Genomic DNA, 14,338 nt, shown 5'->3' with positions numbered 1-14,338 from the left:
AAGTCTAACAGAGAACCGTTTTTCAGTGCGCATCTTAACTGGTAACATTAGCCTCTTTTTTTAAGGAGCCTGACATGACTAAGCAGCCCGAAGACTGGCTCGACGACGTTCCCGGTGATGACATCGAAGACGAAGACGATGAAATTATCTGGGTCAGTAAAAGTGAAATAAAACGTGACGCCGAGGAGTTAAAACACCTGGGTGTGGAACTGGTAAAACTGGGGAAAAACGCGCTGGATAAAATCCCGCTCGACGCGGATTTACGTGCCGCGATTGAGTTGGCCCAGCGTATTAAGATGGAAGGTCGCCGCCGCCAGCTGCAGCTGATTGGCAAAATGTTGCGCCAGCGCGATGTTGATCCTATCCGTCAGGCGCTGGACAAGCTGAAAAACCGTCACAACCAACAGGTTGTACTGTTTCACAAGCTTGAGCAACTGCGCGATCGCCTGATCGCCGAAGGTGATGATGCGGTAGCGGAAGTGCTGAACCTGTGGCCAAACGCCGATCGCCAGCAGCTTCGTTCTCTGGTTCGCAATGCGAAGAAAGAGCAAGAAGGCAACAAGCCGCCGAAATCAGCACGTCAGATTTTCCAGTATCTGCGTGAACTGGCGGAAAACGAAATCTAATCTCTTCGTCTGCAGAAAGTGCCGGATGATGTAAATACTTCATCCGGCCTGGATTCTGTGCCCTTACTGCTGGGGCTGCATTTCGCCCATAGCGTTCTCTGACTGACTCTCTTCATGCAGATACTGCTTATCTAAAATCTTCACGAACGGTGTATAAATCGCGGTGGCGATAACCAGATTCACGGCCTGTAACACAATGCCTGAAATCCCGGTGGTGAGGAAACCAGAAATAAAGATCGGCGTTGTCCAGGGAATGGAGATACCAGAGGTGGGGGGAACCCAGCCGAGTGCGATAACCACATAAGTAACCGTACACAGCACCATTGGGGTAATGATAAACGGGATAAGCATCAGCGGATTAAGCACGATTGGCAAACCAAAAATCACCGGCTCATTAATGTTAAAAATTGCCGCCGGTGCCGCCAGCCGTGAGAGCTGCTTTAATCGCGTACTTTTGGCAACCATAAAGATGCTAATCAACAGCGCCCCGGTAAAGCCCGTACCGCCGGCAATCAAATAGACATCCCTGAACTGCTGAGTAATGATGTTGGTCGCTACCAGCCCGGCCTGAGTTTGCGCCAGGTTCTGCGCACTGAGCGTTTGCCAGATAGGCCCCATTACGGATGTCATGATAGAGTCGCCATGGATCCCAAAGAACCAGAAGAAACTGATCATCATCTCAGCAATCAGTTGCGATAAGAGGGAATTCCCCAGATACAGCAACGGCTGTTGCAGCATGACGCTGATAAATTTCCCCGGCGTACCAAAAGGCGTGTTCTCAAACAGCACCTTGACGATAATCCAGAACAGTAGCACTAAGAAGATAGGTACCAGCGATTTAAACGACCTGGCAATCTCTGGCGGGACACTCGCAGGCATCTTGATGGTAAAAGCCCTGTTTTCCAGAAACTGAACCACCTTGATGGTGACCACAGTAACGATAATCCCTAAGAACATCGATTCAGAGCTAAAGTCGAGCAGCGCGTAAGCATCGGCGACGATTTCTCCCGATCCTGTCGTAATATGACCAGGCGACATTAAGAAGAAGATCGCCACCGGTAAAATAGCGGAACTTTGGCTGAGATTAAGCTTTTCAACTAACTCCTTTGAGAAGGTGATAATCACCAGCAGCGTCATTAATCCGTAGCTGGCGTTAATCCCGTAATTGAGCTTATCCAGCACGCCTTCCCCTAACAGCGAACTCATAAACTCGTGATAGCCGTTAACAGGAAAGTTGGTTAACAATACGAAAAATGAACCGACAATCAAAAAGGGAATCAGGGCAATAAACGCATTTTTTAGTGCGGTCAGGTAGATGTTTGACGAGATTTTCTCGGCCAGTGGCAACATCTTTTGTTCGAGTAGAGAGGTTATGCTCATGCCCGCTTACCCTATAAGGTTTTTTGTCACGTAATAATTAACCTGCGGGAACTGCTTGATATAGATGGCAGGAACCTGAGTGTGGTGCGCATCGCCGTTAACAATCTCCTGATAAATATCTTTTTTCGCATCGTGGTTGATGATAACAATCACCTTTCCAGCCTTGATGATTTTATTCAGCCCAACGGTAATACCCTCGGTGAGGGTGACATCTCCGGAGAAGTATTTATGGCTGGCGACGTTAATTGTTACGTCATCTAGTTCAGTTTGTAGATAATCCTCATCAAACGGCACGCCCGGCTCGTTTAAGCCGATATGCCCGTTCATTCCCACGCCCAGAATTACATAGTCAAACTCTTCACCGTTGAGCGCGGTTTGGTAATGGGCAATATTTTGTGCCGTAGAGGCAAACGGATTGAAATGGACTAACCGCACCGGATAGGCACATTTGTGCACAAAGTCCTGATTAATCATGTTCAGGCAGCTGCCATCTGATTCGCTGGGCACGTTGACCCACTCATCCAGCGCAAAGAAGGTAAGGCGTTCGGCAAACGGTGTCGCTGCCAGTGCTTCGTAAATCCAGTGAGGCGTGCTACCGGAGGGGATCAGCACGCGAGAATGTGGTTTGAGCGCGGATAGCTCACTAACGACCTGTTCAGCCAGCGCGGCATTGGTATCAAACGTTGGGTGATGCTGCCAACTTACTGATTTAGTGTATGATGGTGTTTTTGAGGTGCTCCAGTGGCTTCTGTTTCTATCAGCTGTCCCTCCTGTTCAGCTACTGACGGGGTGGTGCGTAACGGCAAAAGCACTGCCGGACATCAGCGCTATCTCTGCTCTCACTGCCGTAAAACATGGCAACTGCAGTTCACTTACACCGCTTCTCAACCCGGTACGCACCAGAAAATCATTGATATGGCCATGAATGGCGTTGGATGCCGGGCAACCGCCCGCATTATGGGCGTTGGCCTCAACACGATTTTCCGCCATTTAAAAAACTCAGGCCGCAGTCGGTAACCTCGCGCATACAGCCGGGCAGTGACGTCATCGTCTGCGCGGAAATGGACGAACAGTGGGGATACGTCGGGGCTAAATCGCGCCAGCGCTGGCTGTTTTACGCGTATGACAGGCTCCGGAAGACGGTTGTTGCGCACGTATTCGGTGAACGCACTATGGCGACGCTGGGGCGTCTTATGAGCCTGCTGTCACCCTTTGACGTGGTGATATGGATGACGGATGGCTGGCCGCTGTATGAATCCCGCCTGAAGGGAAAGCTGCACGTAATCAGCAAGCGATATACGCAGCGAATTGAGCGGCATAACCTGAATCTGAGGCAGCACCTGGCACGGCTGGGACGGAAGTCGCTGTCGTTCTCAAAATCGGTGGAGCTGCATGACAAAGTCATCGGGCATTATCTGAACATAAAACACTATCAATAAGTTGGAGTCATTACCCAAACGTTGTACATTTCATCCGTTTCTTCTCGCTATTAAAGTGATTCAATCTTTTTGGCGAATAAAGGAAGATACTTTTTATTGGCCAGCAGCATCTCTTTGACTAACGCCACACCCGAAGTATCGCTTGAGCATAATGGGTTGAAAATAAAGCCTGAAATAAGCGCTTGATAATCGCCGGTGGCGGCGGCTTTGACGATCTGCGCTTCATAGTCTTTCATCATGGAAACAATCCCTTTCGCAGGAGATGGGATCTCGCCAGTACAAATTGGAATCGGACCATTACGGGTAAGCACACAGTTCACTTCAACTACCGCCTCTTCCGGTAAATTAGTGATAGCACCGCCGTTACGAACGTTGACGGTTTGAATGCTCTTATCGTCGAGGTAAATAGCGCGAATAACGTTCAGCGCGGCGGTGGAATAAAGCGCACCGCCGCGGGCTTCCAGCTCTTTAGGCTTATCCTGAAGCGTAACGTCGCTGTAATTTTTAAACAGTTCGGCTTCGATATTTTTGACGATCTCACCCCGTGATTGCTCGGCTGCTTCCTGCTCGGCAAGCATTTCAGTCGTCTTGAGGTAGTATTTTAAATAGGAAGAGGGGATCAGATTGGTGGCGGCCAGCAGCTCTTTATTAAACTGCTCATTGCTGATGTTTTTAAAGCTCAGTGCATCAACGTCGGCGGCGTTGATTATCTCGATGGTTTCGCGGGTACGGTCGACGCCGTTATGCAAAATTTTGGTAATAAAGTTCATATGGTTGGAGCCTTTGAACTCGACGTATAAATCCTCTACGTTGGCATTCAGCAGCCCGGCCACCTGATGGGTCATATTGACAGGACCATTGCACAGGCCGATGACCCGATTGTTGTGGCTGTATTTGAGTACCGCTTCTGTCACCATGGAAGCTGGATTGGTGAAGTTAATCAGCCAGGCGTTTGGACAAATCGCCTTCATTTCATTCGCTATTTCAATGATGACCGGAATGGTGCGCAGAGCTTTGAACATCCCGCCCGCGCCATTGGTTTCCTGGCCAATAAAACCGTATGACTTCGGCAGTTTTTCATCAACGATTCGGGCATCGATACCACCGACGCGCAGTTGAGTCACCACGAAGTCGGCACCCAGCAGCGCTGTTTTGCGGTCAAAAGTTTGGATGACATCAATTGGTAAATTTGCTTTGGCAAGCATTCTTTTGGTGAGATCGAAAATGATGTTCATTTTCTCTTTACCCATTTCAACGTCGACAAAAGCGATGTGAGAGATGGGAAGCTGGTGGTAGTTTTTAATTACCCCTTCAATCAGTTCTGGCGTATAGCTGCTACCCGCGCCAATCACCACGAGTTTTAGTTTTTTCATTAGTCTTCTACTTTTGAATTAAATTTCAACGACACTTTTCTGACATTGGATAAATGGAAAAGCATAATATCTACGATGGCTATCTGGATCGGATAGCTTATATTTTCGAAAGCAGTATCTTTAATAATGGCGTTTTTGTAGATCAAGACTGCATCGGCCTTAAGCGCCAGCGTAGAGTTTTCCCGGCTGGTAATCGCGGCCACCTTGATGCCGTTTTTTCTGGCATTAAAAATTATCTCTTCCAGCATTTCTGACTCACCGCTGTTGGAAACAATCAGCATACAATCGTTAGCGGTCAGAAAGCGGCTGCGGACATTACAGTTGGTGTAGTCTGTTTCATTGAGGATATTAAAGCCCAGCACCATCAGATTATAGCTAACATAGTTCGCCACGCTATCTGATGTACCGTATCCCCAGGTGATAATCGTATTGCAGTCGGACAAAAAATCACAAAAGACTTTGACTTTATTCTCAGACACTCTGGCTAAAGCATCCTGCATTTCTTTTATATATTCGCTAACAAACGCGTTATGGTGCTGCGAGTTTTGCGATCTGGAGAATACGTCCCGAATGTTGACCTTAAACTCCTGGAAATTATTAAAGCCTAATTTCTTTACCAACTTAGAAATAGATGGCGCGGTAGTATAAACGCGATCTGCCAGTTCATGAATTTTCATTTTATAAACATCAGCAGGGTTCTCCTGACAGAATTTATAAACTCGCAGTTCGTTATTGGTTAAATTTTTTCGCATGGAGCGCACCTTTTATTATGTGGCACTTACGCCACATTGGCTCTCGAGGGGATATTAGCAAGGGAAAAGCGGAAATAGATTTTATGATTTAGAAATTAATTTCTGCGATCTGAGTTATAAATTTCCATATGGAGGCTTCCCATTCCGTTGAGAAGTATGGCGTAACCAGAAGGCCGGATGGCAACGGAGATCGTGCTCCTGAGAAAGTGCCGGATAACGGTGTAAACACCTTATCCGGCCCACAACGGTTCGTAGGCCCGGTAAGCGTAGCGCCACCGGGCATTTTTTTACTCTTCTTCTGCCAGGGCTTTCTTCGCCAGGCCATCCAGCAGTTTTTGATGGATGCCACCAAACCCGCCGTTACTCATCACCAGGATGTGATCGCCAGGCTGTGCAGTTTTCACCACCATATCTGCCAGTGCATCCACATCGCCGCTCCAGTGCGCAGGCTGAACGCAGGCTTCAGCGACTTCTGCTACCTGCCACGGAATATGCGGGGGTTGCAGCAGGAACACTTCGTCCGCACGCCCTAACGACGGCGCCAGGTCATCTTTGCACAGGCCCATTTTCATGGTGTTCGAGCGTGGTTCCAGCACCGCGATGATGCGCGCCGTGCCCCCCACTTTACCGCGCAGCGCCGCAAGCGTTGCCAGAATGGCCGTTGGGTGATGGGCGAAATCGTCATACACCGTCACGCCATTGGCTTCGCCGCGCAGCTCAAGGCGACGACGGGCGTTGATGAACGAGCCCAGCGCATTGGCTGCATCCGCAGGCACGACGCCAACATGGCGCGCGGCAGCAATCGCCATCAGACCGTTGTGCATGTTGTGCTCGCCTACCAGGCCCCACTTCACCACGCCAACATTTTCACCGTCCAGCCACACTTCCCATTCGGATGCATCAGTGGTCAGCTTTTTCGCCTGCCAGTGACCTTGTTCACCAACCAGCTCTTGTTCGCTCCAGCAGCCCATCGCCATCGTCTGTTTCAGATTGATGTCGTTTTCCGGGTAGATAATGCGTCCCTGGCCCGGCACGATACGCACCAGGTGGTGGAACTGTTTCTGGATCGCTTTCAGATCGTCAAAGATATCCGCGTGATCGAACTCAAGGTTGTTGAGGATCAGCGTACGCGGGCAGTAATGTACGAATTTAGAACGCTTATCGAAGAAGGCGCAATCGTACTCATCCGCTTCAATCACGAAGAAGTCGCTCTCACCCAGACGCGCGGAAACCTCAAAGTTACCCGGTACGCCGCCGATCACAAAGCCAGGCTTATAGCCGCAGGCTTCAAGGATCCAGGTCGCCATTCCGGCGGTGGTGGTTTTGCCGTGCGTCCCCGCAACCGCCAGTACCCAACGATCGCGCAGCACAAAGTCATGCAGCCACTGCGGGCCGGACATGTACGGAATGTTCTTTTCCAGCACCGCTTCCACACACGGATTACCCCTGGTCATGGCATTGCCAATGATCACCAGGTCCGGCTGCGGATCGAGCTGGCTGGCATCGTAACCCTGAATCAGATCAATGCCTTGCTTCTCAAGTAAGGTACTCATCGGCGGATACACATTGGCGTCCGAACCGGTTACTTCATGACCGAGTGAGCGCGCCAGCATCGCCAGACCGCCCATGAAAGTGCCACAAATTCCCAAAATATGAATGCGCATACGTCACTATCCTTTTTTAATCTGGGGGCCATTTTACGCACATGTCCGGCAAGTGAGAAACGCATTTCAGGATATTCCGTAGTTTGCTGGCGCGATTCACCTAAGCGCGGCAATGGAAATATTTGTTAATATTGTTGCGGTCGCTTTACTCCACATAAATTGCAGGGAAAGTGTTATGAAAACGTTAGGTGAATTTATTGTCGAAAAGCAGCACGAGTTTTCTCATGCTACCGGTGAACTCACTGCTTTGTTGTCGGCAATAAAGCTGGGCGCCAAGATCATCCACCGCGATATCAACAAGGCCGGTCTGGTCGATATCCTGGGTGCCAGCGGTGCTGAGAACGTGCAGGGAGAGGTTCAGCAAAAACTCGATCTGTTCGCGAACGAAAAACTGAAAGCTGCACTGAAGGCGCGCGACATTGTGGCGGGCATTGCCTCGGAAGAAGAAGATGAAATCGTCGTCTTTGAAGGCTGTGAACACGCAAAATATGTTGTGCTGATGGATCCTCTGGATGGCTCATCCAACATCGATGTTAACGTCTCTGTCGGTACGATTTTCTCTATTTATCGCCGCGTAACCCCAGTCGGCACGCCGGTCACGGAAGAGGATTTCCTGCAACCAGGCAACAAGCAGGTTGCTGCGGGCTACGTTGTTTATGGTTCTTCCACCATGCTGGTGTATACCACCGGCTGTGGCGTACACGCCTTCACCTACGATCCTTCTCTGGGCGTATTCTGCCTCAGCCAGGAACGTATGCGCTTCCCGGCGAAAGGCAGCACGTACTCCATTAACGAAGGCAACTACATTAAATTCCCGAACGGCGTGAAGAAGTACATTAAATTCTGCCAGGAAGAAGATAAGTCAACTCAGCGCCCGTACACCTCGCGCTACATTGGCTCTCTGGTTGCGGATTTCCATCGTAATCTGCTCAAAGGCGGGATCTACCTGTACCCAAGCACCGCCAGCCACCCGCAAGGGAAGCTGCGTCTGCTGTACGAATGCAATCCGATGGCCTTCCTGGCCGAGCAGGCGGGCGGCAAAGCGAGCGATGGTAAAGATCGCATTCTGGATATCACCCCGGAAAGCCTGCACCAGCGTCGCTCCTTCTTCGTAGGTAACGACCATATGGTTGAAGATGTAGAACGCTTTATCCGCGAATTCCCGGACGCGTAATACGCTTTGCCGGATGAGACGTGTTAACGCCATCATCCGGCAAATTTATCCCCTACGCCGTTTGTACTTTAAACGCCGCCATTGCTTCGAGCAGCGCATGTGACTGCTCTTCCAGCGAGCGGGTAGCCGCTGAAGACTGCTGTACCAGCGCCGCATTTTGCTGCGCCGTTTCATCCATCTGAATCACCGCGATATTCACCTGCTCAATGCCGCGACTCTGTTCCTGCGACGCGCTGGCAATTTCACGCATCAGTTTGGTCATGCGCATCACTTCATTGGCAATCTCATCCATGGTTTCGCCCGCCTGCTGCGCCAGCTCGCTGCCTTCTCCCACATGGGTGTGTGAATCGCTGATTAACGTGCGGATCTCTTTTGCCGCCTCGGCGCTGCGGCTGGCCAGATTACGCACTTCACCCGCAACGACCGCAAAGCCCCGCCCTTGCTCACCGGCACGTGCCGCTTCAACAGAAGCATTGAGCGCAAGGATATTAGTCTGGAAAGCAATACCGTCGATTACGCTGAGGATGTCGGCGATTCGGCTGGAACTGCCGGAAATATCGCGCATTTTCTCAATCACATAGCACACCATCTCACTGCCGCGATCGGCGGTATCCGACACCGATTTTGCCAACTGGTGTGCCTGTTCCGCGTTCTGCGCATTCTGTTTCACGGTCGCCGTGAGTTCTTCCATACTGGCGGCGGTCTGCTCCAGCGAAGTGGCTGTCGATTCAGTACGTTGCGCCAGATGCTGGTTCCCGGCCGTCAGCTCACGGCTACCAATATCAATTTGTAAACTGGCATCACGGACACGCTGTACCGAGTCGCCCAGCGCATGGCGCATTTCATCCATTGCCGCGTTCAGACGGTTGAATTCGGCGCTGGCCGACAGCGAGGTAACCGGCGACAAATCCCCCGTCGCCAGGCGTTCCAGTTGCTCAACCATATTATCCAGCGGCTTGAGAAACTTATTTCGCAGCATGAACCAAATCACCGCCAGCAATGCGAGGGCAGCCAACATCGAGGCGCTCATAATACCGTGGTAAATCAACGAAGTAATGATACGGGTAGAGGCATACAGCCCCATACCGCCGGTCAGCAACAGAAGGAACGTCAGCAGAGACAATAACACCAACAAACTTGATCGAATTGAAAGGGATTTTGGCATCGTTATATTTCCGGTTGTAGGGTTAAAACAGACCTGTACAGAACCTATCGACTACAACCGGAAAAAGTTTAGGTATTTAAATGTTTAGTGAAAAATCAGGATGTTACTTTGGTGTTGCAGCCGTCCCCACTCTGGTTACTGGCGAGCTTTGACGATTTTCCCAAAGTAGCGTCAGACCGCGCTGTAAGGCAATAAAAATAAACAATAAAATGCCAATCGCGATCTTCGTCCACCAGGAACTTAATGTGCCGTCAAAATTAATGTAGGTCTGGATCAACCCCTGAATGGCGACACCAAACAACGTTCCTAACACCGTACCGACCCCGCCGCTCAACAGGGTTCCGCCAATCACGACTGAGGCAATCGCATCCAGCTCAACGCCGACGCCCGCCAGCGCATAACCCGCCTGGGTGTAAATTGAAAAGACAATGCCAGCAAGCGTCGCAAGCCCGGTCGACAGCATATAGATACGGATGGTCGTGCTGCGGGTTGAGATCCCCATCAGGTTGGCAGAGGTGGCGTTGCCGCCAATCGCGTAAACCTGATTACCAAAGCGCGTACGGTGCGCCAGGAATATGCCAATGACGACTACCGCCAGCATCAGCAATCCCATTGCACTCAGGCGACCGCCGCCGGGAATTTTCCATGCCAGGCTTGAGAGCATGTCATAAACCGGATGGTTAATTGGGATCGACTCTTCAGACACCAGATAGCTGACGCCGCGCAGGAAGAACATTCCCGCCAGGGTAATAATGAATGCCGGGATCTTCAGTGCATCAATCAGTAACCCCATAAACGCGCCAAACGCGCAGCCCATCAGCAGAGTCAGGGGAAACGCCAACAGCGGAGATATACCCCAGTAGCCAATGGCCTTCGCCAGAAATACGCCGGTAAACGCGATCACCGAGCCAACGGACAGGTCGATCCCGCCAGAGAGAATCACGAAAGTCATGCCCACGGCGATGATGCCCAGAAAAGCGTTATCGGTCAGGATATTGCAGATAACTCTGGTTGAAGCAAAGGCCGGAAACTGTGTCAGGCAGTAGAGGTAACCCAGTACAAATACGCCGAGGGTGATCATCAGCGGTAAATTACGTTTTATCATGACCACGCACTCCTTTTATCAGGCTGATAAAGCGTTGTGATTGCACGACCAGCACACACAACACCACCACGGCTTTGACCACTTGATTTAGTTCTGGCGGGAAGCCCGACAGTAAAATCCCGGTGTTCATGCCCTGAATAATCAATGCCCCGACCACCGACAGCAGCAGATTAAAGCGCCCGCCCATCAGCGAGCCGCCGCCGATGACTACCGCCAGGATGGCATCCAGTTCCAGCCACAATCCGGCGTTATTGGCATCTGCCCCGCGGATATCCGCCGTGACGATAATGCCGGCGATAGCCGCACACAGACCGCTCAGCACATAGGTGAGCATCACGATAATGCGCGTGTTCACCCCGGCGTTTTTTGCCGCACGAATGTTGATGCCTACCGCTTCAATAAACATCCCCAGCGCCGTTTTACGCGTCAGTAGCCAGAACACCACCAGCGTTAGCAGGGCAATGATCACTGGCGTGGGGAACAGTAAGAGCGAGCCGCTGCCAAACCACGACAGTTCGGGCGAATTGAAGGTGACGATCTGCCCGGAGGTGATAAGTTGCGCCACTCCGCGTCCGGCCACCATCAGGATTAGCGTGGCAACGAACGGTTGGATCTTGAGGATTGCCACCAGAATCCCGTTCCATAACCCTGCCAGAATGCCGGAGCCTAAGGCGGCAAGCAGCACCACCGGCAAACTGTGCCCGGCCACCGTCATCGCCGCGGTGGTGGCACCGGCAATGGCCATGACAGCGCCCACGGAAAGGTCGATGCCGCCGGTGGCAATCACCAGCGTCATGCCAATCGCTAACAGCGCCACGGGGGCGGCACGGTTGAGAATATCAATCGGGCTACCGAACAGCCGACCATCTTGCAAAATCACCTGATAAAAGTGCGGCGCGACCAGGCTATCCACCAGCAGCACCAGCAGTAGCGCCACCAGTTGTGGCATGCCCTTTGGCCAGCGGAATCGCCGTTGCGGCGGAGTGGATTGAGGGAGAGATTGAGGCATCACCATAGTCTCCTTAGGCCGCAATGGCGTTCATGATCGCCGGCACGGACAGTTCAGCCAGCGGGATCTCGGCCACCTGTTTGCGATCGCGCATAATAATGACCCGATCGGCATAGCCCACTAACTCTTCCAGTTCGGATGAAATCACCAGCAGCGCCAGACCATCCGCGCACAGCGTTTCGATCAGGCGGATGATCTCGGCATGCGCGCCGACGTCGATCCCACGCGTGGGTTCATCGAGGATCAGGAACTGCGGTTTGGTCAGTAACCAGCGCGAGAGCAATACTTTTTGCTGATTGCCGCCGGAGAGAAACTCGATCGGCTGTTCAGCGTTGGGGGTGCGAATTCCGAGCTGGCGGATAAAACGCTCGGCAATCTCATTTTGTTCTTTCCGCGGAATAGGCCGCAGCCAGCCACGCTGCGCCTGTAATGCCAGAATGATGTTTTCCCGCACCGAGGCGGCGGCGATAATACCATCCGTTTTGCGATCCTCTGGACAGAAGCCGATCCCCAGACACGAAGCCTGATGCGGCGATCGCAAGGTCTGCGCTTTGCCTTTGATCAGCGCACTGCCGCTGTCGGCGGGTTTAATACCGAAGATCACCTCCGCCGTTTCCGTTCGCCCGGATCCCAGCAGTCCAGCGAGACCGACGATCTCACCAGGACGCACCTGAAGATCAAACGGCGCGATGGTGCCTTTCTTGCCAAAGTCGCTAAAGGCCGCCACTGGTTTATCACTCAGCAACGTACGGCCCGCACGCTGTAGTGCATGGGTATCCAGTTCGCGACCCAGCATCATTTTGACCAGTTCGATCTGTGGCAGCTCGCGGGTTTCACGGCAGCCAACGAAGCCGCCGTTACGCAGGACGGTTATGCGATCGCTGACCTGATAGACCTGATCGAGGAAGTGGGTAACGAAGATCAGACTGACGCCCCGATCGCGCAGATGCCGCATCAGGCCGAACAGCATTTCTACTTCCTGGGTATCAAGACTGGCGGTGGGCTCATCGAGGATCAGCACTTTCGCGGAGAGATCGATCGCCCGACAGATGGCGACGATCTGCTGCATCGCCACGGAAAAGCGGTTCAGCGGCTCGCGCACGTCAAGGGAAAAACCGTATGACGCCATCAACTCCGTCGCGCGTTTTTCCATCTGCTTGCGCAGCAGCAGGCCAAAACGCCGAGGTTCACGGCCAATAAACAAGTTATCCGCTACCGACATATTGGGCAGCAGGTTCACTTCCTGATACACGGTACCGATCCCCAACTGCTGGGCATGGGCGGTATTTTTGGGGGAGATAGGCTGGCCTTCGAGCCAGATCGTGCCGCGATCGGCATGGTAAACGCCGGTCAGCGCTTTGATTAGCGTCGATTTACCGGCTCCGTTTTCTCCCAGCAGCGCCATAATCTCACCGCGACGCAAGCTGAAATCCACGTTATCCAGCGCTTTGACGCCGGGAAAGAATTTGCTTAATCCTTCGGTGCGGAGGATTTCCTGATGGGGGTCGGTGGTCATGGCATTCCTCCGGTACGAAATCACGGCCTTTTCGTAGGCCTGATAAGCGCAACGCCATCAGGCCTACGGAAGACCGGCAGCAAAACTAGTAGCCCATGTTTTTCTTCTTCTCTAACTCTTCTTTCGCCGTATCCGGCAGATAGAGGATCGACTTGGTAATGGTCAGCTTCTCAGGCATCGTGCCGTCTTTTTTGAATTTCTCCAGCGCGTCGAATGCCGGGCCTGCCATATTCGGCGTCAGCTCGACGCTGGCGTTGGCTTCACCGTCAATCATTGCTTTGTAGATATCCGGAACGCCGTCGATGGAACCGGTCAGAATATCTGTGCCGGGTTTCAGGCCCGCTTCTTTAATCGCCTGGATTGCCCCGATCACCATGTCATCGTTGTGGGCGTAAACCATGCAGATGTTCTTGCCATTGTTTTCCGCTTTGATAAAGCTCTCCATCACTTCTTTCCCTTTACTGCGGGTGAAGTCGCCGGACTGTGAGCGGATAATCTTAATGTTTGGCGCGTTGGCGATGGCTTCAGCAAACCCTTTTTTACGATCGATGGCCACGCTGGCCCCGACGGTCCCTTGCAGCTCAACGACGTTACACGGCTTGCCGTTCACTTGTTTAATCAACCAGTCGCCGATCAATTTACCTTCCAGCACGTTGTCGGCGGTGACTGTGGTCATATAGAGAGATTTGTCTTTTACATCGATGGAACGATCGAGCAAAAAGACCGGAATGTCGGCATCTTTAGCCTCTTTTAAAACCGGTTCCCAACCCGTTGCCACGACCGGCGCAATAAAGATGGCGTCAACGCCCTGCGCAACAAATGAGCGAACAGCTTTAATCTGGTTTTCCTGCTTTTGCTGGCCGTCAGCGATTTTCAGCGTAATACCACGCTTTTCAGCCTCGCTTTTCGCAACGTTGGTTTCTGCGGCGCGCCAGCCGGATTCAGAGCCAACTTGCGAAAATCCTACGGTTAAAGGGGCTGCCATTGCCATAGACGACATGGCTGCCGAAACTGCTGTGACTAAAAGTAAGCGCTTCCACATAAGTGCGTCCTCGTAGGGTGATTATTGTTGGTTAATAAACCGTCGCGAAAAAACTATAGACAATTGAGCATGTAACGAATTGCGTTACATCAC

13 protein-coding genes are annotated in these 14,338 nt (G+C 52.0%); 3 read left to right on the top strand and 10 right to left on the bottom strand.

Annotation, left to right across the window (positions count from 1 at the left end):
- Window positions 1-74: 74 nt before the first annotated feature.
- Window positions 75-626, top strand: coding sequence for a ribosome biogenesis factor YjgA (yjgA, locus tag HV334_RS02655; protein WP_016151465.1), 552 nt, complete (start codon window positions 75-77; stop codon window positions 624-626).
- Window positions 627-689: 63 nt separating this feature from the next.
- On the opposite strand, the gene HV334_RS02650 is transcribed toward yjgA, so the two are convergent.
- Entirely contained in the window at window positions 690-2,006 is a 1,317-nt protein-coding gene (locus HV334_RS02650; RefSeq protein ID WP_080859624.1) for a PTS transporter subunit EIIC, read from the bottom strand.
- 6 nt (window positions 2,007-2,012) lie between these two features.
- A complete protein-coding gene (locus HV334_RS02645; RefSeq protein ID WP_181221843.1) occupies window positions 2,013-2,669 on the bottom strand; it encodes a 6-phosphogluconolactonase in 657 nt (218 codons plus the stop codon).
- A gap of 78 nt (window positions 2,670-2,747) precedes the next feature.
- Here HV334_RS02645 and HV334_RS02640 point away from each other — a divergent pair.
- Window positions 2,748-3,445, top strand: a protein-coding gene (locus HV334_RS02640) for an IS1-like element IS1B family transposase (RefSeq protein ID WP_095033700.1) whose coding sequence is annotated in 2 segments (ribosomal slippage) — window positions 2,748-2,997 and window positions 2,997-3,445 — 699 coding nt in all. Because the reading frame shifts where the segments join, the coding sequence is not laid out codon by codon here.
- 50 nt (window positions 3,446-3,495) lie between these two features.
- On the opposite strand, the gene HV334_RS02635 is transcribed toward HV334_RS02640, so the two are convergent.
- The 3 genes from HV334_RS02635 to mpl all read right to left on the bottom strand — a co-directional run bounded on the left by HV334_RS02635 (window position 3,496) and on the right by mpl (window position 7,234).
- A complete protein-coding gene (locus HV334_RS02635; RefSeq protein WP_181221138.1) occupies window positions 3,496-4,818 on the bottom strand; it encodes a 6-phospho-beta-glucosidase in 1,323 nt (440 codons plus the stop codon).
- The gene (locus HV334_RS02630; protein ID WP_181221137.1) at window positions 4,818-5,570 is read right to left on the bottom strand and encodes a MurR/RpiR family transcriptional regulator; all 753 of its coding nucleotides are present in this window, start codon (window positions 5,568-5,570) and stop codon (window positions 4,818-4,820) included. Before HV334_RS02630 ends, HV334_RS02635 begins: the two co-directional genes overlap by 1 nt.
- Before the next feature lie 287 nt (window positions 5,571-5,857).
- Window positions 5,858-7,234 (bottom strand): UDP-N-acetylmuramate:L-alanyl-gamma-D-glutamyl-meso-diaminopimelate ligase, encoded by a 1,377-nt coding sequence (gene mpl / locus HV334_RS02625; RefSeq protein ID WP_153689791.1) that lies wholly within the window; start codon window positions 7,232-7,234, stop codon window positions 5,858-5,860.
- A gap of 175 nt (window positions 7,235-7,409) precedes the next feature.
- Here mpl and fbp point away from each other — a divergent pair, with 175 nt between their 5' ends.
- The gene (fbp, locus tag HV334_RS02620) at window positions 7,410-8,408 is read left to right on the top strand and encodes a class 1 fructose-bisphosphatase (RefSeq protein WP_016151459.1); all 999 of its coding nucleotides are present in this window, start codon (window positions 7,410-7,412) and stop codon (window positions 8,406-8,408) included.
- 52 nt (window positions 8,409-8,460) lie between these two features.
- On the opposite strand, the gene HV334_RS02615 is transcribed toward fbp, so the two are convergent.
- From HV334_RS02615 to ytfQ, 5 genes are all read right to left on the bottom strand, one after another.
- Window positions 8,461-9,573 (bottom strand): methyl-accepting chemotaxis protein, encoded by a 1,113-nt coding sequence (locus HV334_RS02615; protein ID WP_080762979.1) that lies wholly within the window; start codon window positions 9,571-9,573, stop codon window positions 8,461-8,463.
- A gap of 103 nt (window positions 9,574-9,676) precedes the next feature.
- Window positions 9,677-10,678 carry a galactofuranose ABC transporter, permease protein YjfF gene (gene yjfF / locus HV334_RS02610; RefSeq protein WP_181221136.1) on the bottom strand — a complete coding sequence of 334 codons (1,002 nt, stop codon included), beginning with the start codon at window positions 10,676-10,678 and terminating at the stop codon, window positions 9,677-9,679.
- A complete protein-coding gene (ytfT, locus tag HV334_RS02605) occupies window positions 10,665-11,687 on the bottom strand; it encodes a galactofuranose ABC transporter, ATP-binding protein YtfT (RefSeq protein ID WP_016155534.1) in 1,023 nt (340 codons plus the stop codon). Before ytfT ends, yjfF begins: the two co-directional genes overlap by 14 nt.
- A gap of 13 nt (window positions 11,688-11,700) precedes the next feature.
- Window positions 11,701-13,203, bottom strand: a complete 1,503-nt coding sequence (gene ytfR, locus HV334_RS02600) for a galactofuranose ABC transporter, ATP-binding protein YtfR (RefSeq protein ID WP_046275826.1) — start codon at window positions 13,201-13,203, stop codon at window positions 11,701-11,703.
- Between the two features lie 85 nt (window positions 13,204-13,288).
- Entirely contained in the window at window positions 13,289-14,245 is a 957-nt protein-coding gene (gene ytfQ, locus HV334_RS02595; RefSeq protein WP_181221135.1) for a galactofuranose ABC transporter substrate-binding protein YtfQ, read from the bottom strand.
- Window positions 14,246-14,338: the final 93 nt, after the last annotated feature.

It is taken from the genome of Citrobacter sp. RHBSTW-00944, assembly GCF_013615435.1.
GTDB classification, from domain to species: domain Bacteria; phylum Pseudomonadota; class Gammaproteobacteria; order Enterobacterales; family Enterobacteriaceae; genus Citrobacter; species Citrobacter braakii.
Note: the sequence above shows the minus strand (reverse complement) of the source record. Positions and strands in the feature narration are given on the sequence as shown.

Excerpts from the sequence above, each read along its gene's own strand:
- yjgA (WP_016151465.1), top strand. The coding sequence starts at position 75 with ATGACTAAGCAGCCCGAAGACTGGCTCGACGACGTTCCCGGTGATGAC.
- HV334_RS02650 (WP_080859624.1), bottom strand. The coding sequence starts at position 2,006 with ATGAGCATAACCTCTCTACTCGAACAAAAGATGTTGCCACTGGCCGAG.
- HV334_RS02635 (WP_181221138.1), bottom strand. The coding sequence starts at position 4,818 with ATGAAAAAACTAAAACTCGTGGTGATTGGCGCGGGTAGCAGCTATACG.
- HV334_RS02630 (WP_181221137.1), bottom strand. The coding sequence starts at position 5,570 with ATGCGAAAAAATTTAACCAATAACGAACTGCGAGTTTATAAATTCTGT.
- mpl (WP_153689791.1), bottom strand. The coding sequence starts at position 7,234 with ATGCGCATTCATATTTTGGGAATTTGTGGCACTTTCATGGGCGGTCTG.
- fbp (WP_016151459.1), top strand. The coding sequence starts at position 7,410 with ATGAAAACGTTAGGTGAATTTATTGTCGAAAAGCAGCACGAGTTTTCT.
- HV334_RS02615 (WP_080762979.1), bottom strand. The coding sequence starts at position 9,573 with ATGCCAAAATCCCTTTCAATTCGATCAAGTTTGTTGGTGTTATTGTCT.
- yjfF (WP_181221136.1), bottom strand. The coding sequence starts at position 10,678 with ATGATAAAACGTAATTTACCGCTGATGATCACCCTCGGCGTATTTGTA.
- ytfT (WP_016155534.1), bottom strand. The coding sequence starts at position 11,687 with ATGCCTCAATCTCTCCCTCAATCCACTCCGCCGCAACGGCGATTCCGC.
- ytfR (WP_046275826.1), bottom strand. The coding sequence starts at position 13,203 with ATGACCACCGACCCCCATCAGGAAATCCTCCGCACCGAAGGATTAAGC.
- ytfQ (WP_181221135.1), bottom strand. The coding sequence starts at position 14,245 with ATGTGGAAGCGCTTACTTTTAGTCACAGCAGTTTCGGCAGCCATGTCG.